This window comes from Cedecea davisae DSM 4568 (assembly GCF_000412335.2).
Taxonomy (GTDB): domain Bacteria; phylum Pseudomonadota; class Gammaproteobacteria; order Enterobacterales; family Enterobacteriaceae; genus Cedecea; species Cedecea davisae.
In genome coordinates this window covers 691815-716738 of sequence record NZ_KE161030.1, presented here as the reverse complement: position 1 = coordinate 716738, position 24924 = coordinate 691815, and the positions used below count along the sequence as shown (strand labels likewise).

22 protein-coding genes and 2 pseudogenes are annotated in these 24924 nt (G+C 48.9%); 7 read left to right on the top strand and 17 right to left on the bottom strand.

What is annotated here, in order from left to right; all coding sequences use genetic code 11:
* Positions 1-20: 20 nt before the first annotated feature.
* Positions 21-1439 carry an NAD(P)/FAD-dependent oxidoreductase gene (locus HMPREF0201_RS03430; protein ID WP_016535072.1) on the top strand — a complete coding sequence of 473 codons (1419 nt, stop codon included), beginning with the start codon at positions 21-23 and terminating at the stop codon, positions 1437-1439.
* Positions 1440-1584: 145 nt separating this feature from the next.
* On the opposite strand, the gene HMPREF0201_RS03425 is transcribed toward HMPREF0201_RS03430, so the two are convergent.
* From HMPREF0201_RS03425 to HMPREF0201_RS03380, 9 genes are all read right to left on the bottom strand, one after another.
* Complete coding sequence (locus HMPREF0201_RS03425) at positions 1585-2049, bottom strand: TIGR00645 family protein (protein WP_016535071.1); 465 nt, start codon at positions 2047-2049, stop codon at positions 1585-1587.
* Positions 2050-2113: 64 nt separating this feature from the next.
* On the bottom strand, positions 2114-2539 hold the full coding sequence (locus HMPREF0201_RS03420) for a phosphate-starvation-inducible protein PsiE (RefSeq protein ID WP_016535070.1): 426 nt from the start codon (positions 2537-2539) through the stop codon (positions 2114-2116).
* A gap of 671 nt (positions 2540-3210) precedes the next feature.
* On the bottom strand, positions 3211-3687 hold the full coding sequence (locus HMPREF0201_RS03415) for a WbuC family cupin fold metalloprotein (protein ID WP_016535069.1): 477 nt from the start codon (positions 3685-3687) through the stop codon (positions 3211-3213).
* A gap of 927 nt (positions 3688-4614) precedes the next feature.
* The gene (locus HMPREF0201_RS03405) at positions 4615-5214 is read right to left on the bottom strand and encodes a hypothetical protein (RefSeq protein ID WP_147293940.1); all 600 of its coding nucleotides are present in this window, start codon (positions 5212-5214) and stop codon (positions 4615-4617) included.
* A gap of 253 nt (positions 5215-5467) precedes the next feature.
* Positions 5468-5977, bottom strand: coding sequence for a fimbrial protein (locus HMPREF0201_RS03400; protein WP_039897952.1), 510 nt, complete (start codon positions 5975-5977; stop codon positions 5468-5470).
* Positions 5978-6022: 45 nt separating this feature from the next.
* Positions 6023-6568, bottom strand: a complete 546-nt coding sequence (locus tag HMPREF0201_RS03395; RefSeq protein WP_016535066.1) for a hypothetical protein — start codon at positions 6566-6568, stop codon at positions 6023-6025.
* A 13-nt stretch (positions 6569-6581) separates the two neighbouring features.
* Positions 6582-9110 carry a fimbria/pilus outer membrane usher protein gene (locus tag HMPREF0201_RS03390; protein ID WP_055696344.1) on the bottom strand — a complete coding sequence of 843 codons (2529 nt, stop codon included), beginning with the start codon at positions 9108-9110 and terminating at the stop codon, positions 6582-6584.
* 229 nt (positions 9111-9339) lie between these two features.
* Positions 9340-10044, bottom strand: coding sequence for a fimbria/pilus periplasmic chaperone (locus HMPREF0201_RS03385; RefSeq protein WP_244878498.1), 705 nt, complete (start codon positions 10042-10044; stop codon positions 9340-9342).
* 60 nt (positions 10045-10104) lie between these two features.
* Positions 10105-10668, bottom strand: coding sequence for a fimbrial protein (locus tag HMPREF0201_RS03380; RefSeq protein WP_016535063.1), 564 nt, complete (start codon positions 10666-10668; stop codon positions 10105-10107).
* Positions 10669-11371: 703 nt separating this feature from the next.
* Between HMPREF0201_RS03380 and HMPREF0201_RS03375 the strand changes: the two genes are divergently transcribed.
* A complete protein-coding gene (locus tag HMPREF0201_RS03375) occupies positions 11372-11965 on the top strand; it encodes a LuxR C-terminal-related transcriptional regulator (protein WP_016535062.1) in 594 nt (197 codons plus the stop codon).
* 182 nt (positions 11966-12147) lie between these two features.
* Positions 12148-12276, top strand: a pseudogene (locus tag HMPREF0201_RS23285) (hypothetical protein); the annotation flags it as partial.
* A 244-nt stretch (positions 12277-12520) separates the two neighbouring features.
* On the opposite strand, the gene HMPREF0201_RS03370 reads toward HMPREF0201_RS23285, so the two are convergent.
* The 4 genes from HMPREF0201_RS03370 to HMPREF0201_RS03355 all read right to left on the bottom strand — a co-directional run bounded on the left by HMPREF0201_RS03370 (position 12521) and on the right by HMPREF0201_RS03355 (position 16318).
* On the bottom strand, positions 12521-13363 hold the full coding sequence (locus tag HMPREF0201_RS03370; RefSeq protein WP_147293941.1) for a hypothetical protein: 843 nt from the start codon (positions 13361-13363) through the stop codon (positions 12521-12523).
* Between the two features lie 74 nt (positions 13364-13437).
* Positions 13438-14001, bottom strand: a complete 564-nt coding sequence (locus HMPREF0201_RS03365; RefSeq protein ID WP_016535060.1) for a HEPN domain-containing protein — start codon at positions 13999-14001, stop codon at positions 13438-13440.
* Positions 14002-15165 carry a DUF262 domain-containing protein gene (locus tag HMPREF0201_RS03360; protein WP_016535059.1) on the bottom strand — a complete coding sequence of 388 codons (1164 nt, stop codon included), beginning with the start codon at positions 15163-15165 and terminating at the stop codon, positions 14002-14004.
* An 820-nt stretch (positions 15166-15985) separates the two neighbouring features.
* Entirely contained in the window at positions 15986-16318 is a 333-nt protein-coding gene (locus tag HMPREF0201_RS03355; RefSeq protein ID WP_039897950.1) for a hypothetical protein, read from the bottom strand.
* Between the two features lie 679 nt (positions 16319-16997).
* Here HMPREF0201_RS03355 and HMPREF0201_RS23280 point away from each other — a divergent pair.
* Together HMPREF0201_RS23280 and HMPREF0201_RS03350 are read left to right on the top strand one after the other, a co-directional pair.
* Positions 16998-17219: pseudogene (locus HMPREF0201_RS23280) on the top strand (hypothetical protein); the annotation flags it as partial.
* Between the two features lie 335 nt (positions 17220-17554).
* Positions 17555-18697 (top strand): Fic family protein, encoded by a 1143-nt coding sequence (locus HMPREF0201_RS03350; RefSeq protein ID WP_016535056.1) that lies wholly within the window; start codon positions 17555-17557, stop codon positions 18695-18697.
* Positions 18698-18959: 262 nt separating this feature from the next.
* On the opposite strand, the gene HMPREF0201_RS03345 is transcribed toward HMPREF0201_RS03350, so the two are convergent.
* Entirely contained in the window at positions 18960-19529 is a 570-nt protein-coding gene (locus HMPREF0201_RS03345) for a hypothetical protein (protein ID WP_016535055.1), read from the bottom strand.
* A 1221-nt stretch (positions 19530-20750) separates the two neighbouring features.
* On the opposite strand from HMPREF0201_RS03345, the gene HMPREF0201_RS03335 reads away from it, so the two are divergent.
* Entirely contained in the window at positions 20751-21203 is a 453-nt protein-coding gene (locus HMPREF0201_RS03335; protein ID WP_016535053.1) for a hypothetical protein, read from the top strand.
* A 4-nt stretch (positions 21204-21207) separates the two neighbouring features.
* Here HMPREF0201_RS03335 and HMPREF0201_RS03330 read toward each other — a convergent pair whose 3' ends face one another.
* Positions 21208-21396 carry a hypothetical protein gene (locus tag HMPREF0201_RS03330; RefSeq protein WP_016535052.1) on the bottom strand — a complete coding sequence of 63 codons (189 nt, stop codon included), beginning with the start codon at positions 21394-21396 and terminating at the stop codon, positions 21208-21210.
* A 197-nt stretch (positions 21397-21593) separates the two neighbouring features.
* Between HMPREF0201_RS03330 and HMPREF0201_RS03325 the strand changes: the two genes are divergently transcribed.
* The gene (locus HMPREF0201_RS03325) at positions 21594-22322 is read left to right on the top strand and encodes a hypothetical protein (RefSeq protein ID WP_016535051.1); all 729 of its coding nucleotides are present in this window, start codon (positions 21594-21596) and stop codon (positions 22320-22322) included.
* 20 nt (positions 22323-22342) lie between these two features.
* Here HMPREF0201_RS03325 and HMPREF0201_RS03320 read toward each other — a convergent pair whose 3' ends face one another.
* Both HMPREF0201_RS03320 and HMPREF0201_RS03315 read right to left on the bottom strand, forming a co-directional pair.
* Entirely contained in the window at positions 22343-24097 is a 1755-nt protein-coding gene (locus HMPREF0201_RS03320) for a lytic transglycosylase domain-containing protein (protein ID WP_016535050.1), read from the bottom strand.
* Positions 24094-24276 (bottom strand): hypothetical protein, encoded by a 183-nt coding sequence (locus HMPREF0201_RS03315; RefSeq protein WP_039897949.1) that lies wholly within the window; start codon positions 24274-24276, stop codon positions 24094-24096. The genes HMPREF0201_RS03320 and HMPREF0201_RS03315 overlap by 4 nt, the downstream gene beginning before the upstream one ends.
* Positions 24277-24924 lie beyond the last annotated feature (648 nt).

Sequence of the window (24924 nt, the reverse complement as noted above, 5' to 3'; positions counted from 1 at the left end):
AACCTTGCTAAGGCGGATGTATGAATATAAGCAGGAGAAAGTTAATATTAGGCGGGGCGGCTATATGCGCTGCAGGTGCGGTAGCCGGAGTTCTTCCCCCAATGCTCAAACAAGAGGGAAGACTGGTCGCAGGCAGACCAAGATATGGTTTTGTTTCGGGTACGGAAGGTAATATTTCAAAGTCGGCAGATGTCGTCGTCATTGGCGCGGGCATACTCGGTATTATGACAGCGATAAATCTGACGAAAAAAGGATTGTCCGTTGTTATTCTGGAGAAAGGGAATATTGCAGGCGAGCAATCATCTCGTTTTTATGGCCAGCTTATTACCTATAAAATGGAAGGCCAGACATTCATGCTCCATCATCTGGGGAAACAGCATTGGCGTGAGATGAATGCCATGATCGGGGCAGATACCAGCTACCGAACCCAGGGGCGAGTTGAAGTCCCCTTTGACGACGACGACTTAGATAATGTGACGAAGTGGATTGCCCGGAAGAAGGAGGAAGTCGGTGGAGCAAACCCTCTTCAAACCAGAATTATCGAGGGTAATGAGTTAAAACAGCGTCTGGCAGGGGCTGTTTCATCCTGGAAGGTGGCAGGTTTTGAAGAGGATTCCGGCAGCCTCGATCCTGAAATTGCGACCTTTAAGATTGCCGAGTATGCCAAAAGACTTGGGATCAAAATATATACGCAGTGTGCCGCGCGGGGAATTGAAACCCAGGGCGGCGCTGTTTCCGATGTGGTCACCGAAAGAGGCTCGATAAAGACAGCTCGTGTTGTACTCTGCGGCGGAGCATGGTCACGTTTATTTATGCAAAACCTCGGAGTGGACCTGGAAACGCTGCCGGCATATCAGTCTCAACAATTGATTTCAGGCACCGTTGGGCTGCCTGGCGGGAATGTTGCCTTACCGGGTAATCTGTTTTTCCGCGAGCAGGCTGATGGGACCTATGCTACCTCGCCTCGCATCGAGGTCATCCCTATCGTCGAAGACTCATTTAAATATGGCTATAAATATCTTCCTCTGCTGGCTCAGCCCGATGCCGCAGTCCATCTGTCAATTAACGAGCAATTGCTCAATTCATTTAAGCAAAAAAAGAACTGGAAGCTGGATGAAGTATCGCCCTTCGAGAGCAACAGAGATATGGTTGCCTTGCCGGATGTCAAAGATTTAGATAGATCACTTGCCCGACTAAGGGAAGAGTTTCCTGCTTTTAACCATTCGACAGTGATTGACCGATGGAGTGGCGCTATGGCCGTCGCGCCGGATGAATCACCTATTATTTCTGCCGTTCAAGAATGCCCGGGACTGGTGGTTAACACGGCCACAAGCTGGGGGATGACTGAAAGCCCTGTTTCCGCCTCTATTGCCGCAGATATTCTCCTGGGAGAGACGCCTGTACTGGATCCTAAAGCATTTAGCCTTTACCGATTTTAATCGGGACCGGAGAACAGTGGGGAATAAAATCTGTGCCGGATTATACTCTCCGGCCACAGGCTATTTTTCATACATTCCATGATGATGGATAGCATTACTGGCAGTTTTAACTGCCAGCCTCCTGAGCTGATGCCATGATTTAAAATCACACCTTACGCGTTATTTTATCCAGAATACCCATGGCAAAGGCTGAAAGGACAAATGTCATATGCATAATGACATACCACATTATCTTCCCATCATTAAAGTTACCGGCATCCATAAAAACCCGTAGCAGATGGATTGATGAAATCGCGACAATTGAGGCAGCAACCTTATTTTTCAGCGAGGTAGAGTCAACTTTCCCTAACCAGTTCAGCTTTTCACTGAGGTGTTTAACGTTAAGGCGAGAGACAAAGTTCTCATAGCCGGAGAGCATGACCATAACCAATAACCCCCCCACCAGTGCCATATCCACAAGCGACAGCAGCAGCAGGATATCCGGTAATACATGCACTATTTCCTGAAAAAACTTAATCGTTAATGCCACAAGCGCCAATGACAGCCCAAAATATACCGGGGCTAATAACCAGCGCGATGCACAAAGCAGATTCTCAATCAAACGCTCCATATAATGACTCACTCCCTTATAAAGATGAATAAACAACACCAGTTTTAACGCGAAAAAGAGTTATTTATGGCTCTATCTTCTTACTTTTAGTGAACAGTAAAATGGTAGACAAAATGAAAATTGACGCACAATACAGGATTGTGTCCTGAGCGCTGGAATGATCCACAATCAATAACCGTATTATTGCCGTGATGGCTATATAGATAAAATACCTTAATGGGAAATGGCATCCCGATTTAAAGTAAACCACTATCAGCGCAACGAATTCAAAGAATAGAAAATACGTCACCAGAGCCTCAATCAAATCATATGAGGATTTCTCTGAGGTATTGTTATAGAGCATCGCTGCCATGTAACTCCCTTCCCGCAGAAGGAAGATTGTTAAGATCAGGCCGACAAAACAGAGGCTTATGTTAAGCATGCCACGAATAAGCGCGGTGAAGACATCTGTCCATTTTATTTTTAGTGATAAAAACATACCAAACCACATATATTAAAAAAAGGCATCTCCAAAGAAGAGATGCCGGAAGCTGATGTATAAAGCATCAAAAAAATCCCCAGGAGAGACATTTGACCAAATACTTAAACGCGAAAAAATGCTTCCGCGCTTTAAGTACGATGAGTATATGCCGCCTCATTAAATAAAGGATAAACAAAGTCGAGGCACTGGATTTTGGCGTCATCAAATTACAATCATAGACAAATAACTTACAATTGTTGAAAATCGAAAATATAAATTACTTTAGAATTTAAAACTCAATGAATAGTTATTTAATTAAGTTGTATAAAAAAACGGAGTGAGTCCTGATTGCCCTATCATCAGCCTTATTTCAAGCTCCCTTATGCGGCAAACGCAACACCCCACCAACGTGCCCTTCAGCAGTCACCCAGCATTATGCTGTACCGCTGCTATTGTCAGATTCTCGGGTTATCCGTTGCGGGCAAGATGCTGGCCAGAATACCGGCTCCGGCGTGCGAACATCTCAGCTTTTTACACTGAAGCATAGCTGCTCGATTAACTGACCAGCCCCCGAAGATGATCCGGACATAATCAGGGCCAAGTTCAGTTGAAAACACGACATAAGGACGGGAAAAAGCCGTTGTACACGGCTTTAATTTTATTTCGCTGGCCGGGAAAGAATATGGGAGGGTGCGGTAATATTACAGGGAAAAACCGCCATCTCCCACTTGCGCCACGGCATACCATTTCATCAGCTCATCCGTGCCCGGCTCGTTTTCGGCGGGTGCCCATGGGGCCATATCTTGCTCAGCTACAGGCTGATACGCCCCATGTTTTACCTCAAAAATAACCCCACCTTTATCCAGCGACAACACCGCATGCCAGGTCCCGGCCTCCGTCTCCAGCACTTTGCAGTCTTCACCTAACACAACGCGGTGGGTCACGTTGCCATTGTCATCAAAATTCAATACCAAAAAGCGCCCGCTAAGGGATGTCAGCAGCTCAAAGGTGTGTGGATGGCGGTGAGGGCGAACATAGGTACCCGGTTCCATAGCAATAGCCAGGCGCTGAACAGGGTCGCTCAATTCAGGATGGAGATTGCGATGGGCACGTAAGCGAGGGGAGTTTGCGGCTTGCTCACTTTGTTTTTGTAGATCGCTGAACGTAATTTGTTTCATATTAACCTTTGTGAATGTAGGTCGCTCACGGCAACCAGGAACCCGGATGTCGCAAGGTTTTATGCTATCTCAACAGATGATTAGCCACGGTTTTAGCAGACCAAATCTCTGCCCGGATTATAGACGCTGCGGCTGATGTCCCATAGCCCCAGAACGAGTCTATTTACAACGCCACCGGCGTTCCGGCCGAGACTTGCTTCAGAATGGTTATGCGCTGGCTGTCAGTAAAACGCCTTTTCATGGGGTGTCCTTATGTAGCTGATGAGGACGTTGGTCACATTGGGGTGTGTTTATTAATGGGGAGCAGGTCAATTCTCCTGAGCTTACACATCAGCTCGTTGCCGCCTCCTGCGCACCCGGTTATCCATCTCAAAACGGGTGCTTGAAAATGGCATTAACGCCGTTCGGTCGTTCAACTGGCGGCAGTAGTGGCGTGTAGGTAAACTCCTGCGGCCTTCGACAGACCTTCCTCAGCTACTTCATTAAACACTCAACGCCCCTGCGGGACCACTGGCGGTCCAGGCAGTACCGCCAACAGAAGATCCGGAGATCCTCAATATCAACTGTGAGGTGGCATTCCGACACGGAACGCTCCGCCTCAACGGTACTGTCAGCGAAAAGCTCCTGACCCTTCGGAGACAGGTGCTCCAACGGTGAACTGGTACCAAATCCTGGCATATTCCCGTATCCAACGGTAGTCCACCTTTTCATGTTGGTTATTTTCTGTATGTTCTTACCACAACGGTTGTCGTCACGCAGATTTACGCGTACGCAATTAGTACCGATACGTTTTTGATGATCACCTCAGACGCAACGTCGTGGTTCTATGCTCTGCGCCCTTCAACGACGATACCAGGAACGTTGGCTGCGGTTGCTTCGGCTGGCGAGGACCGCTTAGCGATTAAGGTCGCCGGTGTGTTCGTACCGTCAGTGCCACGTGAGTAGCATCGTTATCACGAATACATACTCGCCGGGTCGCTTCCCAGTGATGTCACCGATGATCTTCCCGTTCGCTTCACCAATCCATACGCCGGTCGCGACGTCGCTGTCCCCCGTCACGCTCAGTAGGTCAGGACGCACCATATGTTTATCGCTCGGGAGGGTAGGCTCGATCACCACGCGCTTACTGTCACCGGAGACTATGTCAGGGCCTTCAACGACCCATGGGTATATCCCGTCGGTGCTCGACGGAGTATACGTCCCAGAGATCTTCGTCATCGTCATCCCAACGCAGAACGCCCAGGTGTACGTAGCTGGTGCTGGTATGCCGATGTCTGGGTTGCGGTATTCCCCAGACCCGCCGGATTCGCGTACCAACCTTATCCTGCCCACCGTCCGACCGTCGGAGGGTATCCCGGGACGGTGGTCGTTGGCGAGTAGATCGCACTCAATTTCGCTGGCGTCGGCCAGAGGTACCGTAGCGTTGTGGGCACGGCTGAACGTTTTCCACCACATCGTCGTACCCTGTGCTTTACATACGGGTGAAGTTATTATTAAAACCAAAACCGCGGCCATGATCCTTTTCATATTCTATCCTATTGATTTCGAATGGAAGCCGCTGTCAGCAGCCGACTCCCCCATGCCATCCATCGCGATTCGTAAGCCTCCACGCGGTGAGAGGGCGGGGCCTATACCCAGCCAGTCAAAGCCTTGCTACAGACGTCCGAGTCCGGAGGATGTCTTTTTCGTGTATCACACAGCCACGCATATGCCTGCTTCCATTGCATGCGTGATGTGCCCTCTGCGGCGGGCACTGCGCCTGTTTTTTTAACAGGCGTTCTCACTGCGGCTCGACCGTTACCGTGACGCTGGCACTGTACTCACCGGCAACGGCGTCCTGGCTGCCCCGGGCCGGCCTCACGCTCATCCCCACCTCCGCGTGGGCCGGCGTGCCGTCAATGCTGCCCCCCTCCCGGCCAGTCAGATTAATCAGCTTGTCCCCGTGATACAGACAGAACGCCATCGCCCCGGCGCCGGTATCCGCGCAGCCGCTGTCCGTCACATGCTCCGCTTTAAAGGTCAGGCGATATTCCGTCGTGCCCACACAGCGAGTGCCTATCGTGAAGGCTTTTGCATACCGGGCAAGCCCGCTCTCACTGCCGGGCAGGGATATCTCCGCAAGCGGTATGCCGCCGACGGCAACCAGGGGGGGAGACGTCATGGTGCAGCTGGCCCTGATAGTCCCGGTGATTTCCGCCTGCACATCCCCTGCCGCCTGTAGCCCGGCAGGGGCAACCATCGCCGATAACACAAGCGCGTGCGCGGCATGCCTCATTGCTGACCGTTTCATTTCAACCCTCCTCGCCGTCCCACTCCCGCACCGGTAGTTTTATGTTCACATTGGCTCAACTTTTATAGAGAGCGAGGCCGAGTACTCTCCTGTTTTGGGGGCGGTGCCATAAGCCGGTTTAATATCCAGGGTCAGCTCTCCGTTTTTCTGGTTCTCTATCGTCGGCACCGTTCCGCCGGTAAAATCGAGCTTCTTTTCACCGTTATAGAGACACATCTGAATGACCTTACCCTCTGCCGGGGCCAGGCAGCTGCCATCCACCCCGGAGACCGCCTTCAGCGAGTACTTTATTTTTTCCGCCCCGGTACATTTCCCGGTAACTTCAATTTTTGTCGGCGTCACGTCCGGGATTGTTTCCCCGGGCTTCTGATTTTCGACTAAATCGACAGGGGGCAGCGTCACGCTGCTGTTTTTTAAACCAATACTGCATGATGCCCGCACCGTCCCTTTAATCGTGATCGTCGTGGTTGCGCTTTCGGCTGCCAGGGCTGCCGGTGCGGCAAACAACGGCCCCAGAGCGCCCAGCAGCACGATGCGTCGGATGCCCTGCTGACAACGTGCCTTCATTTCCTGCTTCATTTTTTTTCCCATTTCATGATGCTCCTTATGACTGACAAATCTGACTGACCTGTATCAGGTGTTCTTTTTGCGCCGGCAGCCGGTAGCGCACCGTGCACTGCTGGTCCGCACCCGCGCCCCATTTCGCCTTCAGGGTGCCCTGCGGCGACAGTCCCGACAGGAAGACCTGGCCCTCGTCCCCGACGATGCTCCCGTTATCGCCCGACGTGACCGTCGTCCCGAACGGCAGCGGCTTCCCATTGTGCGTCAGCGTTATCAGCGCCCGTAGCCCGGTTCTCGCTTTAAATTCTGCCCTGACGATGGCCCCGCGCGTCGGCACCACCCGGCTCACCGCGTTATCAATTTCTGTCCGGTCGTCCAGCTTCGTGGTGTCCAGCGCGACCCGGTTTTCACGGTACACCGTGGCGTACGGCATCACCGTGTAGCCCCGCCAGTCCGTCTGCACTCCGCCGGCGTTGCCCACCGGCACATTCGCCGCACCGGGGGCGGCCACCAGGACACTGGTATCCCCCAGCGGCTGGCCCAGCGTCAGCCCGTTCCGGTGCAACAGCATTCCGCCCGACACGCCATAGCTGGTCTGGGTGTAGCTGCCGCTGTGGCTGTAGCCCAGGTTGCCGTTGCCGTACCCGCCCTGGTAATAGAGGCTCGCGCTGCTGCTGTTCCCCCCGTCCCGGGAGTGCCCCTGGCTGACGTTCCAGCTCAGGTTGCCGCGCTCCAGCGCCGAGCCGCTGAGGCCCAGCTGCTGCGTGACATTGCCGCGCCCGTCACGCCCGCCGCTCAGGGTGGCGTAGACCGGCGAGCTGCCCGACGGCAGCCAGCGCTCCAGCGGCACCGACAGCGTCAGGTACAGCGAACGGTCCGTCTGTGACAGCCCGGTATTGCGCGTCTGGTTAAAGGAGACGCTGTAATTCACCGTCCCCACCATCCCGCTGAAACCAGCCTGCAGCGACTCGCTGCTCCCGCGGCGGTTCCAGTAGGTCTGCCGGCTGCCGGTCAGGTAGAGGGCGCCGATATCCCCCAGCCGCTGGGAGATATTGACCTGTATGCGCTGCCGCTTATTGTCATAGAGGTTGAAATAGTCCGTCACCGGGCGGCGCGCCGGCCGGCCGTCCGCATCCACCTCCTTCGGGTCGTACAGCCAGCCCGACATGCCTTTCAGCGCCGTCTCGTCCAGGGTGTGGAAGCCCTGCGTCGAGTAGCGGTAGCCCGCCAGCTGGAACGTCGTCCCCAGGTCGTTCAGCGACCGGCCATAGAGGAATCGTACGGACTGCCCCTGATGGCGGCTGCCGTCGGTCAACTCGCTGTCGGCGTGGGTGGCGTCGGCAGAGATAGCCCCCCAGCGCCCCATATTCAGGCCAGCGCCCAGCGTTCCCGCCCGGTAGCGCTCCGCCAGCTGCAGCCCGCCGTAAGCGGTGATGTTATACGGCAGTCCCCACACCAGGGTCGGCTGCACGAAGGCCGGGGTTTCATAGCGGTCGCTGTTGCTGCGCAGCCGTCCCGCGGTCACCGAGTAGGTCACGCGCCCCTCACGCAGGAGGAGAGGCACCGAGGAATACGGCACGGTGAACGTTTTTCGGCTGCCGTCCGCCTCTGTCACGGTGACCTCAAGGTCACCCCCGGCGTACATCGGGTACATATCGTCGATAACAAATGGCCCCGGGGCCACGTTCATCCGGTACATCTCGTACCCGTTCTGCCGGACCGTCACCCGGGCGTTGCCGACGGCGGTGCCGCGGATAACCGGGGCATAGCCGCGCTGGCTGTCCGGGTACATACTGTCGTCGGTCATCAGCCGCACGCCGCGAAAACCTACCGAATCAAAAATATCGCCATCGGTGGTGGCGTCCCCGAGCGTCAGGCGGCTGCGCCAGGGAATAATGGCCCGCTCCGCCCAGGCGCTCCCGTGCTGCCAGCGACTCTCGCTGGAGTAACGGCTGCGGTAACTGCTCCAGGTCATATCGTCCCGAAAACGCCAGGCGCCAAGGTTCAGGCCGCCGCTCAGGCGCAGGTAGTTGCTGCGGCTGTTGCCGTATCGCCCGCGGTTGTCGCTGCCGCTCAGGTTGTAGTTGAGCAGGGCCGCATTGATGCCCTCGTCCCACTGCTCCGGCGGTATCCATCCCCGGGGTCTGGCCAGCAACGCAGCCTGAGGGATGCTCAGCTCCAGGCGCATACGCTGGAAGTCGAAGCGGGTCGTGGCCTGCGGCACCAGGGTTGCCACGTTCAGGCACTGCTGGTCCGACAGGGCGCTCGCCTCTGGCTGCTCATCGGGCTGGCCGGTCAGTGGGGCTAGTATCTCCGGTCGCAATCCCACTTCCTTCAGCTCGTCAGGGCCCAGGCAGGTCATCAACCCGGTGTTATCGGTAATGCCCGGGGGAATATCCTTCTCCGGCAGCGGCACGAAGGTGAGCGTCCGGGTGGCCACCACCGTGTCATTCACCACAATGTCAACCTGGTAGCGGCCCGGCATCTGCCCGCCCCGCTGGAACTGCGACAGGTCTGCCACCGTCTTCGCGCCCCCCAGTAATCCGGGCGGGAACCAGAGTTCATCGGCCATCGCAGGTCCACCAGTCAGCGCCAGCGTGACCGCCAGCGCCAGGGGGGCGACGCCCCGCTGATGTTCAGGCGTCCTGCGGCTTCTCTTTCTTTTGTCGCTATTTTTTTCATCCGTAAGGTCAGGAACGATGATGGCCGACGGCTCTCCCGCTCCGTCTCCCGACCTTTTTTTTCTGTTCCGCTTTCTGTCCATAATGCTGAACCTCCCTTACATCCCGCGAGCAACTCACTTACTGCATGACGCCTTTCTGCGGGGTACTGATGCCGCCGTAGTCGTTGATGGTGCTGAAGGTGATGTCGCTTCCCGCCCCCGGCGGCAGGGCGATGGAAGAGTCACTCAGAGGAGAAACCATGGTGTCCGCCAGCGGCGTTCTGCCGGCTTTTATGTCGGTCAGGGTCAGGTAGTACGGCGTCGGATTATGGACAGTGACCTTCTGCCCGTTTAGCCGGAAACGCAGTTCGGCGGGCGCGGCCTCAGGCCGGGGCTTGAGCCCTTCAGGTCTGACAAACAGTTTGACGCGGGTGACCACGGCGAGAATGAGGGCGCTTTTTCCTTCAAGCGCTTTTTTATCCACCGAAGGAATCGCCTTGGCATTGAAGTAATAGAGGCTCTCCCGGTCACGGGGTAATTCTCCCCCCGTACGCACCAGGCGCAGCATATTCTCGTTGCCGGGCCCGCCGGTATACAGCGGCGGCGTGACCACAAAGTCCTTACTTTTCTGGCCGTCTGCACCCTCAACCCAGGACTGCACCAGGAAGGTGGTTTTGTCGTCGGTATTACGGACAGAGACCGGCTGCTGCCGGCTGTCCAGCGGATAGATAATGCGGGTACCGCCCAGCACTATGCCGCCGGCCTGGGCGCCAAGGGGCAGCACGCTGAAAAAAGAGAGCAAAAGGGCGCCCGCTTTTCTCTGGAAAAAGCGCGTAAGAGTCATATTGATAACCATGATATTGCGGAGATACCTGCTCCGGACCAGGGTCCGGAGCAGGGCCTGTCAGGAATAGGTGATGCTGAACTCAGCGCTGGCATTCGCTGCGCCAGGTTTAACGTCTGTGGACGTCGAAACGTACTGCGCCTGGAATCGCATTTTGGTGTTGCCCGGCGTCAGATTCGTGGCTTCAGAAGCCCCTGAACCGTCGACGGGTACGGCCTCCCCATTGCTCAGGATACGGATCCCGACGCCGCTGGCAGCAGAGGTCCCGCGGTCGTTGTCGAGAGCAAGAATGGTATTTTCGCCCGGTACACTCACGCCACTGAAGTTAACGCTGGCCTTCTTGTACGTTTCAACCGAGCAGTCCGTTAGCTTAATATCAAAATCTTGTGCGTGCGTGGCAGCTCCTACCGACTTTTTTAGTTCCGCCACGCGGAATTGCTGGAGGTCAACAACTTGTCCGCCAGCCGGCTGTTCAAGCGCACAGGCGGCATTGACCAGGCTGCCGACAAATTTGATGGTTCCTCCATTCACCGTGGCGGGTTTAGGCGGTGCTACGGGATCAGCGAATACCGACGATGTGCAAAGCAATGTCGTTAACGCGAGAGCTAAATTTTTACGTTTCATGAATTATCCTTTTCGATTAAATAATACGCATCTTCTCAGGAGTTTTCGGACACTCCTGAGCAATACATTGATAGCAAAGAAAAAAACGGCATTTCGATGGATATAAAATGATGACTCACATTAAAGTTCGCAGGCTTATTATGCCTACTGAAAAATAATTGCATCCATCTGCAATCATGCTGCTTTCACGTAAATCCTCGAACAGAAACCCTAAATAAATATTAAACCACGGAATGAATGTGGGAATTCAAAATAAAATAATGGCATTTATTCTGCTCGGGCATGCCAATGCAACTAACAATAAGATCGATATCCTGAACAAGATCACCAAATCAGCATAATCATCCAATGTTGCTTGATAAATAAGAATTTGTGATCAAAGAAGGTGATCTTTTTAGTGAAATGATCTAAATTCAGCCCATCGATACTTGGTGTCATTAATGAGGCTAAATATGTAGCTACCTGAAAGTGAATATAAGTAACGGTCCCGCTTTAAATTAACGGCGTTAATACACACAGCTTTATACAAGCTGGGGCCTCCCTTGCCTGTCGAAAGAAAGTCGGGCCCTTTCCTGGCGGTAAATATTTTTTCATTTAAAAAATAAAAGGAATTTATTTATAAGAATTCACGGCGAATAACATTTCATTTACAAAATAAATGTATTAATAACCTACTAATAAATCAAACCCATTGAGATGACTAATGATTCTGATTGCTGAGGACTGCAGTTTTACAGCGCTGGGAATGAGGGTATATCTGAAAGAAAAGTTCTCGTACCCACAAAAAGTGTCAATAGTGGATACGCTGCAGGATGTTGTCACAAAGCTGAGTGAATATCCGGTGCATTGCGTATTTCTGGGAGCAGACCGGGTGTGTAACGAATGGGGACAGGCAGAGCTTCGGCGACTCGTACAGCGCTATCGAAACACGCTGTTCTACATCCTGACCGAAGTGAGGTGCACGCCGATAAACAGGCTCTTAGTGATGGCTGATAACCTGATTATCATTAATCGCCGTGACATACGCCCGGTACTGGACAGAATGAAAGCAGAACATCTGTACCTGTCTGATAACAAAAGTCAGCTACACCGCAGCGATACGTTCTATGTCAGCCGTAAAGAAACGAGGATCCTTAACCTTTTCTTCAGAGGAATAAGCCATCGCGTAATATGCAACAGACTGTCTATCGAAAATAAAACTTTATACTCACATTTACGGAACGTGATGCGCAGGACGCATTTAGTCAGCATGCAACAGCTTTACCAAATCTATAAAATTAAAAAAATCATTCCTTAACACCAACACCTGGAAAGTCTGGGGGATGTTTTTGATACAGATACGTTCTGCTTTCGCCTGTCTTACGGAAGCCCCGCCGGTGTAAGTGCCAGTCCGGGCGGGCTGACAGCCCTATCCTACAGGTGGCCAATTTTACTGTGCTACTACAAACACAGCCTGGCGAGCTGCGTTAAGGAGGACTGGAAATGGGAGGATGGGAAAGCATAGAAATGATTCAGCGTTATGCCCATCTGGCACCTAACCACCTTACACAGCATGCCATGCAAATTGACGCATTTCTGGCAGTAAATGGCACAAGGTGGCCTTCCTGATTTGGTGAATATCGCGTGGTTACTGGTGCCGATAACAGGAACAAAAAACACCAATTAACCGATTGAATTTAATGAACTTTATATGCCTTACCCAATCCCCCCCCCCAAAAGAACCCCTGTAACGTTCTGCATAAACCTTCAGAATGATATTAATAGCTGGCAGGACATGCTACACAAGCTTTAGTTCATAAAAACATAAGCTCAAGCGCTGTAAAGTGGGCAAAGCAAAACTTTAAATTTCAATCTAACTATGAATTTGATTATTGTTTATAACTTTTGCTAAGTCATGAACTAAACTATCATTTTGTACATCATGTTCAAGTTCACTCCAAATGTCCCATTCAATATCAAGTTCATTGATACTCTCATCTGCGAAAGATATTGCTATATCACGCACCAGATTTCGGCAAACTAAATAATAATTTACTGCCTCAAATCTTGATGCAGGGGTTGGTGTAGATAAATGCGTTAATTCATTTCTTCTTTTTGAAGCTTGCTCGTATAGAGCGATTCTGCCCTCTGGTAACTCTTTTAACCCCATTTTACCCCAATACTTAATTCTTTTTCGGCATGCTGAAAATTGATATGTAGCCATATGCCTTTCAATACTTTTTTTCTTTACTCCTTCAACCCCTAATTCCTCTAGATTTTTCAGTGTGTACTGATCACTATGACACACCCTACTTAGATTTGATGTAAGTGTATTCTCATAAGTAAGAAATTCGTATTCCTCTAACAAGCAAAAAAGATAAAGTATAGTTTGTGCAGACATTATCTCATCTGGGGGAGTTAAGTCGTTGATATTAAACATTCGACGACCACCATTTTTTTCTTTCTGCGGAACTTTAAGATCATTCATTACATGCAATGCAAGCTGAAAGATATCAGATGTTTTCAGTGTCAAAGGAAGTATTTTATTGTTTAACTGTGGTCGATTTGCAGCGCTATGTAAACTAGGTCCAACATTCCATTTTTCCTTTGAGAAGGACATAGCAGATCCAGCAGCAATTGATAATTCGCATGCGTAAAGTGCAGAGTGTACGTACAATTCCATTTTTTTATTAAATCTACAGCTTTCATAGGACACCCCTTAATTCCATGTTGACGTTAAAAAACATATATATCCATTTTATTAAACTTTATCAAATTCTGAAATAGCCATTATGGTTCTTGAGCCAACTGAGCTTGTAACGCCTCCTTATATTCATTCATATAACCATTTAAATTATCTATAAATATATGGGCGCCATTAAACTTTTCATAAATTTCTTCAGGCGTGAGATTCAATCTAAACAATGCATAGTTTTCATGAGCTAACTGGTTTCGTAAATCTCCTAACTCAAGGAAATTATCTATACTTCTTTTTATATCAGCATCTTGCCTCATCTTCGCAGCCATGAAAGTTTTAAAATCCGCACCGAAAAATGCAAAAAATTTGTTTACAGAGCGATTATTCCAATCAAAAAGAGCGTGATATTGTCTACTCAACGCCTTATTTTCAATAAATTGTCTTGTTATATTGCAACGTGTTGGGTTTAACATTGAGTGAATTACAAGTGTTGTTGCTGATTCAAAATAGCTTGCGCATGCCAGAAGAATCACTTTAGCAAACTGAGATTTATAAGAGTTGGCGAAGCTTACTTCGCCAATTTCAATGAGTCTCCCATAGTTTTCTACAAAATCCGTGTATAAACTATCAATTGCCTGCTTCCCCATATCGTTCATTTAAAACTCCTTGAGAATTTCTTTGGCCCTTTTAATTCGTCCCCTAACGAACTCACCTCTAGTAGTTTTTCCTGTACTATAGCCTATGAAGGCGGCATCAGATTTCAAACGTTCGATATAAGCAGGGGATATTTTTTTGATATCAATTTTTCCTGAACGCAGTGATTCTTCAACACTAGCTGAAAAAACAGACTCGAAGAGTGTGATACTGAGCCGGCTTCCTCCTGTTCTAAAACTTTCTTCATTGAGATCGGAGCAGGCATCCATAAAAGCACGCCATAAGTCCTGATAAAATGCAATGTTATGAGGGGGGAAGTTTTTCGTAGCATTCGAAAAATTATTCAGGAATCCATTTACTGAGCTTTTATAGTTATCAAGGTATATAGCCATCGCAAAGGAACGTAATAACGCTTCTACATCATTTAGTCGTACGTCAATGACTTTTTTAGCTAATATTAATCGCCAATGCGGATGCTCATTTAAGTTTAAAAGCATCTCTAAAAATTCAGAATGATATAAACTCATTCGAATTTCTTGTGGAGCAAGATTTACACCACCACTATTCAAACGGTTAAAAATTTCAAACATTGCTCCATCTTCAGAGTCCTGGGCTACAGGTCTTATAATCATGTTTCGAATGGTTGCGAGATTCAACGTCGTTTGAAACTCACCTAGAGTGTCATAATTTCTTCCATTGAATTTATTTAACTGACCATCGACAATACCATCAAGTTTAAGATTAAACTTTACAAAATAATCATCATCAGCCAGAATTTCATCTGGTATGTATCCATGCCTATCAAAAACTTTCCTTAATTCAGATCTTTTTTCCATCTTAGGAAATCTACCACTGAAGAAATAATATAGTGACATTAAACGCTGTTGCCCATCAATTACTAAAAACTCATTTTTCCCTTTTTCATAGAGGAAAATTTGTGGGATTGGCAAGCCTATTAACAGCGACTCGATTAGCTTTGAGGATTTCTTTATATCCCAAACAAAGTGCCGTTGAAAAGAAGGAATTTTAAACACTTTCGACCTAATAAAACTTATTATAGTCAACATGTTAAAATCGTTGGGAGTAGTTGTTAATTCGAATTCATCAATTGGATATGTTTCATCTTCTATTTCAAAAATATCGTTATCATTATCAAGTAAAGACATAAAAATCTCCGTTAGCGAAATGCTGTTAGTAGCATCTTAGCTTTAAACATTTATCAGCGATAAGTGGAACATGGAAACATACGGCCACATTAATCTTGGCTTTTGATCTCCCCCAACATTTTCGATGCATTGTGAACTAACTTATCAAAATTTACTCGGTTGTTCATGCAAAATGTATGTCCATATTCTGTCCAAAAGCTTAGTTGGCAATGTGATTAACACTTCATCACAACTGTAACTTAGCGCGCATATAACCTCGAATCCCCCCAGGCGGGGCCAGCGGGTGACAAGTTTTGACAGATGCATCCAACGATCTGCACCTGAAGTTTTTTAAAGCGGTAGCCAGGAGTAACTACAGGCGGATTGTCGCGCATGACCTCGGTCAAGCGTTTATCAATGTAGTCGAAATAGGTTAATCCACCGAATTGAGGATAAGAAACGCGGGTAAGGGGCAGACCGCAACGCAGCCTTTGAAGCACGAAAGGCAGTGGCTCGCCGTAAGGTAGCGCTACAGCAGAAACTAGCAGAGGACAAGATCACCTCAGACGAACTACAAGAGCTGGAGACGTTATAAAGCACTGGGCAATACCTTTGCCTTTCTCAATTAAGGAGGGCGCTTACACGCTGCATCTGGCTCCCATTTCGGAGGTTATCGGGTGCAGCCGTAAGCGGAGACGCTTTACTTTGAGTTACCGAGGCCTCACCCCGTTCCCGCTATTGGGTTCGGGGTCTTTTCGGCAACTAGTCTGATGAGATTAGGTCTTTTTTGTACTACATAACGAGTACAACACAGTATCTGTCTGTTTTCTTGACGACCCAATTAAACGTTTCTGAGCCGCTCATCCTCAACATCGACCCATTCACCTGTCTCCAACTGGAAACGAACATCGGAAACATCATATGCAGAAAGGTTAAGCTTCCCTATAGCTTTCCGTGTCGCTCCCGGTTTCCCTGCAACGATCAAGTCGGGAATTACGCAAATATCTGCAATGTATTCCAATACTCCATTTATCTGGTCATAACCATCATCAATGTGATCATAATTAACCTCGGAGTCATTGCCTTTATAGTTAAAACTAATCTTGATTATCTTTTCCATAAAATTCAGCCCGTTGGTATAAAAATCCATCATAGCTGAAACAATAGAAGCCATAAAGCCCCGTTGGTGGTACTAGCGACCTGCGGAGCAAAGCGACAGTCTAAGAGGGCTTATGTACAGACTAGCTAACTTATCAGGATAACCGTGTACCTTTCAGGGTTGAAGTACCCTTGCGGGAGCGTGACCGAAACGCTGGTAGAACCATCGTTTACAGGTACATACCACCATAGACCTGTTTACGCTAGCAGTTCAGAAGAATCATTGCTGCCAGCACATCGGGCTTAAATGCTTAGTTAGTCTGCTTTGGGAAGGATTTAAAGACGTGGCATCGTCATCAGCTTCGAGTTCTTAGTGCCTGTTCTAGCTGTACAACTACAGGCCGTTATGGTTAACATCTTCCCCGAACACCATCAATCATAACGGCAGTTTTAGGGAATGATTTACCGACCTTTATAGATGCAATGAAGCATAGATATTTCTATCTAACCTCATTATTTATAAGGTAAAAGCATGAAATGGTGCGATAATAGGAACAAAACATATAGATAATAGCCTATGTTTTTGTTGGTGTTTTTATTGTTTAGTTTTTCCAGATACCCCCAAAAGTACCCCCATATCTTTTTCTGCCCATAAAATCTGGTTGTTATTCATACAGAACATCAGGCGGTAAAGCTCCCCCTTTAACCCAATTATTGTATGATACATCTATCACACGATAAGGAATCAGCCAGCCATGAGAATGACCAGCCGTAAAAAAGAGGTCCTGAGCTACTACTAACCAGATAACCTTGAATGGGCGGCAGGTGAGATCGGCGCTCCGCCGCTCGATATGTCCGGCGTAGCCTACCTGCTTCAGCGTATGGGATTGTTCGGTAAACGCCAACAGCTCGAATCAACCCGGCGCACGCTGGAAGCTGATTGCTGCGTAGTGCGAACCTTACTGCGAACTGTCACCCCGCTGGGGGTCTGCCGTTGTCCCTTAGCGATACGGCAAGGTGGGGTAAGTGCCATGCGTGTACGTGGTTTTGTTGTTAGCCCTTTTTACGTTGGCAATACCAAACTAAACGCACCATTGCCACCTGGTTGCGGCTTCCGCCATGCTTTTAAGATGGTTTAAATCCACCTCACCCCGTTCCACTGTGTTTCATTTCGCTCTACATTTTTTGATATCTAGCATTATGGTGATTTGAGATAACAACTAACGACACCTCTACTCAACCAATGGATTGGAAAGAGATTTTCGTGTAGATTTTGAGATATGAATTAACCACGAGTTTAGATAACTAAATTATGGCTACCTTTAATCACTTCGAACTAGGGCTGCTCAATCCAGAGTTTGACTCTCCGCTGGTGGATATTTTAACAGAGCTGGAATTGCTCCGGCACCTGAGGCTTGAAACTGACGTACACCCGATTCTGTTTGTCCAGTTAAAAGATGTTTTTCACATGCTTGAGAGTCTGGGGTCTGCCCGTATCGAGGGGAACCACACTACACTTGCCGATTACGTTGAAAGCAAGGTTGAGGGTACCAGGAGTTCCACCGATCAGCTGAAAGAGATTTACAACATCGAAGAGGCAATGGAGTTTATCGACCAGCATTTTAAAAACGGTGAGCCGATAACCGAGCATTTCATTCGGGAACTCCATGGCCTTGCTGTATCGGGACTGGACAGGGAAGGAGATAAAACACCAGGAGCATATCGCCAGCACAACGTCAGTATCGCACAATCGGAACACCTGCCACCTGAGCACATACAGGTGCCGGGATATATGGAAGAGTTGACCGCCTTCATTAACCGCGCAGATAAACCAAAATATGACCTAATGAAGATAGCTCTGGCGCACCATCGTTTCGGCTGGATCCACCCATTCGGGAATGGTAATGGTCGAACTGTCCGCTTACTGACCTACGCCCTGTTAATAAAATACGGCTTTAATGTGCAGGCCGGTGGCCGGGTGCTGAACCCTACAGCGGTTTTCTGTAATGACCGGGAGCGTTACTACGCTATGTTGAGCGAAGCGGATAAAGGTACAGAAGAGGGGCTGGAAAGATGGTGCCTGTATGTACTATCCGGAATATCGGTAGAGCTGAAAAAAGTAGACCAGCTAACCAGCCTGAGTTTCCTCAGCACGAAAATTTTATACCCTGCCGTAGATTATTCGGTGGAGCGCGGACTAATTAATGACCTTGAGGCAAAAGTGCTAAAAAAAGCCGTCGAAAAAGGCACCATTAAAGCCGGTGACTTGAAGGGCGTTCTTCCGGAGCTTAAGGGGCCGCAGATAACTTATCAGATTGGTAAACTCATTGAGCGGGGGATGCTTCAACCCGTAGAGGAAGGCGCAAGGACGTACACGGCGAAGTTCTCAAACTCATATTTAATGCGTGGAGTTATCACCAGTCTGCGCAATACCGGTTTTATCCCTGATCTATAGTTAATTTGGTTAATACGTATCTATCTGCGCGGCGCTGGCTTCTTCCACTGATAGACGGGTGATCGCATTATTTCACGGAATTTGTCACGCCGGGCTATATCGGCATTAACTGAGCGTTCTATCTCCCGTTGATCTGCTGAGGTGAGCTGGTGGCCTTAGTGCTCCAGCTTAGCAGCGGCTAATAAAGCGATCTCACGTGGTGTCATGGTGATTGTTCCTGGCAGCTGGGACTCAATCATTGTATTAGCCGTTCGGCGAACTACTACCGCACACTCCCGGTAATCTTATCTACAACCGGACTGAATGCCCGCCAGTATGCAGTCTCAAACATTATAAGCCTGGCTAACTTCCGCTCAAACGTTTCCCATCGCATACCCTTTGGCTTAGGGAAAGTGTTCGGGTGGCTAAACAGGTTACGAAACTGCTCACCATCTCCCCAAATGGCGTACCGCTGGCGACGAATGCTCATACGCATCCGATCTAACTTATCCCCGCTTTGGCTTTTGTAGTGGAGTTTCCAACATTCCCGGCAGCCTAAATCTTTCGAGCCGATATACAGCTTCGCTACCCGTTTCACGCAATGTGGGCAAACGTACCATTGACGAACACCGTAGCCAGCCTGCGTGGTAGTAATTCTGATTGCCCGCGTAACGCCGTTAATTGTCATGGCGTAGCCGTCTGCCTGTCGGAAGATATACAGGGTACCGCACTCTGTCTGGCAGGAAAGCTGTGTACCGGGTACTGCGTCCACGAAGTTGCTGCGGATGTGCGCGAGGAATTTCAGACCAATGCGGGGTAAGTCCGTTGTATAGCTACGCGTTCTGTCTCTCACTGGCTGGCCTCCTGCGAATTACTACGCATTAACTGCGAACGGTGCGAAAATTGAATACGAAATAATATGTGTATTTAACTACGAATTGCGCACGATTTCTCGTACTGCGCACCTATAAGGTCAGCAATAGCACGGCTTTGAGGATGGTTTGCGTATTGGTATCCGTTTCGTTTTTCACAGATTTTTTGCGAGCTGCGCAATTCGCAATTTACTACGCACGAAACCTTAGCAAAACTTAGCATATCCATGGCACTACCAACTGCGAATGGACTAACCTGTGCCAGCAACATCAGGCCTCTATGCCATTTTGCTGATACATAATTCGCTCGGTGTAACTTACTTCAAATTCGCAGTGCGCAATTTCTGTTTGCAATGCCGTAGTTAGAATTCGTCAGGTGGTACGCTCGTTGAATGCGCCGTTTTGCTGCGTACCTGACTGCGTACCTGACTGCGTACTGCGAACCAATGGCGCGAACCAGAATATTCTGGACAACCTAAATCATGATCAGACGTAAAGCCCGCGACTGGCGCGGGTTTAGCGCTACGAGGGTTTAAAATCCGTCAAGAACAGTCCAAAATTTACAGCCGTTTTGGTGCGAACTTTACTGCGAATCATCACCTCCCGCTGGTGGCCTGCCATTGCCTCTTGCCGACCTTCATTTAACGAGCGACTTAACTATCTGACTAATCGAATAGATAACCAGGCATTCAGCAGACATAAGCACGTATATAACGTACCCCCTTTTTATCCATCGGGAGTTAAAGAAGGCATTAGCATGATTCAGTACCCGGCTGACAATCCATGCTCCCACACCACAAAGGGCTGGTGCGATAAACAATGTGATCACCCATATGGCCACTCCCAGTCCATTTCTGGCTATATATGCAAGTGGAACAGCGAAGAGGAACGTGATCGCGGTATTTCCCAGCAAAACGTCCTTGAGCGTGTTCTCAACAAGCTTTTGCACTTCTTTGTTCATCACATCCCTCTGTCAGTAATTTTGTATATATAACGCAAACAGTGTTGGTTCAGTTGGTTCAGTTGGTTCAATTTGTAAAGATTGTTGTTTCTATTGGTTAGTTTTCAGAAAGCTGAACCAACACAACCCCGTTTTGAACCAACGCAAAGGGCAATTGAACCAACACATATCACCTCTTTTCTCTGTCTTACACTGTCTTACGGTGATAAAATGAGCTAAATTTCATTATCCGGTGCCTGCCATGAGCAAATCCCTCTCTGTAACTTTCCGCATTCCTGCCGAATTAATAGAGTCGTTCACTGTTGCCGTGAATGAATCTGGTGAGGATAAAACCGCCTGGCTTGTTGACGCCATCCGGCAGAAGTTGAATCGCCCTGACAGCAATCCAGATAACCGTCTGCTGTCGCTGGTGGAGCGCATGGAAAAAGCCGCTGCTGCTCTGGTTGTCGGTAAACAGGACATTCCACCGCACCCATACAACGAAACCGCCGTGGTGGCTGTCGTGGTTCAGACGATTAGAGACGGCTTCGACAATGGGCGAATTATCGCCGAACGGATCAACGCTGCCGGGTATCAGACAAAAGCCGGGAAAGCATGGGATAAGGATATCTATAGCGCGTGGAAACGTCAGGGGAATGGCTCTGCGGCCATCGCTGCGGCGCTTCAATCACATTCTGGTGTAAGTGCGGCATAGCCGGCTATCTCAAACGCTCCGGCTTCTTCCACTGGTAGGCAGGGGCGTTCAACCTGCGCCGATGGCGTTCTTTGGCCTGTAATGCCTGCGCAATCCCGGTGCGAACCTCATAGAGTGTATGGCGGTCTACGTTCTGGCCGCTTTGCCTGGCAATCTCGATAACGGCTTGTTCCAGCTTCTGGCGGTCTAACATAGCTCTGACTCCAGCAGGGTTAAGGTACGCGCTCAACGTCGAATGGTATCGCCGAAACTTAACAATTCTTATCGCTTCATGGGGTAGGATGAGCACGCGAGAATACTTTATTCCACGTGAGTAGAGAAAAATATTACATGAATAGGTGCTAGCTTAATTAATGATTAGAATGCTCACAATAACTTAAGGGTATCAGTATGATAAAAATAAACAAAATTATGACCATGCTTTTTTTCATTATACCTGTTGGGGCAGGTGCTGGTGAGGTAACGGGCTTAGACCTTATCGATAGGTGCTCTTCTTATGCTGATAAAGTCGTTGAGCAATCAGGGGATGAATTAGCGCAGATTGGTGAGACTCCTTCTGATATCAGGTCTTATGTAAAGCTAACTTGCATAGACGCAATGAGAACGGCCGTTCTAGCAAAAAACGTTAAAGAGTTAAGCCAGTGGCGGGTAGCTAAGATCCAGTCTGTTTGGGGATTCAATGATGATAGGAAAACCTATCAAAGCAATGTAATCAACACATCTTCAAAGATGGCTATCGAGTATTATTATAGCCAACACCCTGACAGTGAACCAGCGGTAACTTACCCGGTGGTTGCGCCAGATGCCACCACAGATCAGAAAGTTTCGGCACTGGATATTTACGCTTCAGAAAAAAAGATACAGGGCTCGACTGTAAAAAATCACTGCGAGCGCCTAACTAAAAACGTCCCCAATACCGACATTCCTGAATCGACCCTCAGAAGTGAAGGCGTGGTAGCATGCCAAGGGGTCATGGTTTCCAATGTTACACAGGATAAGCACGGGATATCTTTTGATAAAGCTATGGATATTGCAAAAAGACAATATGGAACAAGCTCAAAAGAATACACTTTCTTCGTTTCTGTGATTAAATCAGCAAATTCAATATCTAAGCAATAATTGCCACTGGCTCTGTATTGCTACGGAGTCAATCCGCTTGAGAATGAAGCATTAGTTGAAGCCCTTTGCGACTGCTTCTGAATGCTGGCCGTCAGTGCGTCAACGCTTTGAGGGTTGGAGTTCACGTTAACGGTGTTTATGTGGGTGCTATTGGTGATCTGCGGATTGCCGCCACTTGATGAGAGTTGGTATGGCCTGTTATCAGCCATTCTACCCTGCGTAGCGTAATAATTTCTCGCATCACCCATGTTGCCATGAACCTTGCCAGTGTATTCCCTGGTTTCTTTAGGCAATGCTGCTGGGTCGCTTCCGTTGGCAATCCACTTATCAACGTTACCCATCCCCCAGTTATAAGCTCTCAGGGCGTTGTCTACGTTGCCATCGTACCTTTTAAGCAGCTGGCTCATGTAGATTGATGCCGCAGCCCTGGCTTTTTCAGGGTCTAGTCGTTCGTCTACCTGAGAATCTACTCGTAGCCCTACGTCTCTGGCGGTTCCAGGTAAGAATTGATATGCGCCAGCAGCTCCTGATTTAGCGTTATAGGCAAGAGGATTCCCACCAGATTCCGTCATCATGATGCCATTAAGCAGGTCATCCATCCTGCCCTGAGACATCCGCTTTCTTCCTGATTGGGCATGTTGATCAGGCTCTTCACTAGGCTTCCTGCTATAAAACCATGGCTTACCAGGAGTGAAATCAATTCCGGTATTGTTCATCAGGTCGCCGATGTTTGTGCCAGAAATCGCATCTGAAACAGCATCGGTTATTGGATTTACTACTGCCCCGACTATAGCACCGGGAACGCCCCCAATTTTATATCCAGCATATGCTGAACCTATTATTTCTAAAGCTTTAGTTGCTCCGCCTACAGCATCAGTGAACGCCTTAACCTTATCTCCAGCATCTGTAAAGAAGCCGACAATATCCCCCTGGTGCTCACTAATCCATTTTCCGAATGCCTTCATCCCATCAATAACTTCGGGTGCAAAGGCAGCAGTTAAATCAGTCCTCAACCTTGCAAACTCAGAGTCCAACTGACCCAGCGTAGCCACAAGATTCTCCTGCTCTTTGACCTGTGCGGCAGTGATGTTGGACTTCTTGGTCTCTGAATCGACAAGAGACTTCAGCTCGCCAGATTTAATCTTGGCGGCGTCTGTGGGGTCAAAACTGAGCGCGGCCATCACCTGCATCAGGTTTTCCTGGCTGTGGCCTTTTCCGTATCGCGTTAGCTCAGACAGCGCTTTGTTAGGGTCGCCAAGCTGATTGATGTTAATGCCGGTGCGAGCGCCGATGGTCAGCAGGTTTTGTGCCGCGCCAGTGAGGCCACCAAAAATGGTAGGGTCTTTGATGTTGGCCAGCGCCATTCGGGCATTACCGGACGCGCCAATAAAGGCATCACCGTTCAACCCTGCCTGCTGGAAGCCGCGACGAACGCCAAACATCTTGTTTACATCAGAGCCAAAGAATTTTGCCTGCTGACTGGCGCGAACAATCTCGTTCGCCGTGGAAGTGAAAAGCTGCTTAATGCCGTAAAGCCCCGCCCCAATGCCAAGGAATCCGGCTGCGGCAGTGCCGACATTACGAAACGCAGAAACAGCAGAGTTTCCGAATTTTTCCATTTCTTCTCTGCGCTTTTTTAGCTCCTTCTGCCGTTCGCGGTCTGCCCTGGCAAGCTCTTTGTCCAGCTTACCAACCTCATTTTCCACCTTCTTTTTGCCATTCAGGAACTCATCGGCTTTGATTGTGACCTTATAGGCAAGCTCCTGAATAATCATGCTGACACCTTCATTTCTGAGTGTATAGCCAGGGCTTTATCCACCAGCCCACGGGCTATCTCATGGATGGTTGGCGCAACCCCGATACCGGATTGCTTGCGCTGTAATTCCTGAATGTTACGAATAGCCTGTATTTGCACTTCACTCAGCAACACAGGTTTAACTGATTGTTTAGACATAGTACCCCCTGATATTTGTACAGTTATTTTAGTTGCAATAAATGAAATGATCACCAATATCATTGCAATTAATGAAAGAATAAATTCGATCTTTACCAGAAGGGGATTTGATTGATAGACATGCCGATTGGGTGCGCACCTGCTTGCGTACTTAAATTTTTGACAGCCCAAAGCGCAAAAAAGAACTTACGCCTTTACTGGCAAGGGTTACGGCTGAATATGGCCTGTTAATTCGTATCAAGCAGTCAAGAATTTTACAGCCTTTTCGGTGCGAACCTACGCGCGAACCAGGAGCGTAAACCTTAGTGTAACCTTAGGGTGATTTTTACCCGGTGCTGGTGGCCTGTTTTCTTCTCTCCTACCAGCGGCGATACCCTTCCAACTGCCTCGCTTTACCTTCCTGCGTTTTTGCTCCAGTGCTCAACCCCCGTGTAATTTACAACGCCCGGATCCGTAGAGAGATGTCAGCTTACACAGCGCTACGTTGCGGGTTAAGCCCCACAGGACATACCACGGCACGCCTCGAGGAACGGTACTGTCCAAACGAAGCCTTCGCCCACTCTAGATAGCTCTTACGACGATTATCATCAGTCATTTTCTTGTCTAAATGTTAGGTTTTATTACCCCACCATGGGGTAAGATGTGCAA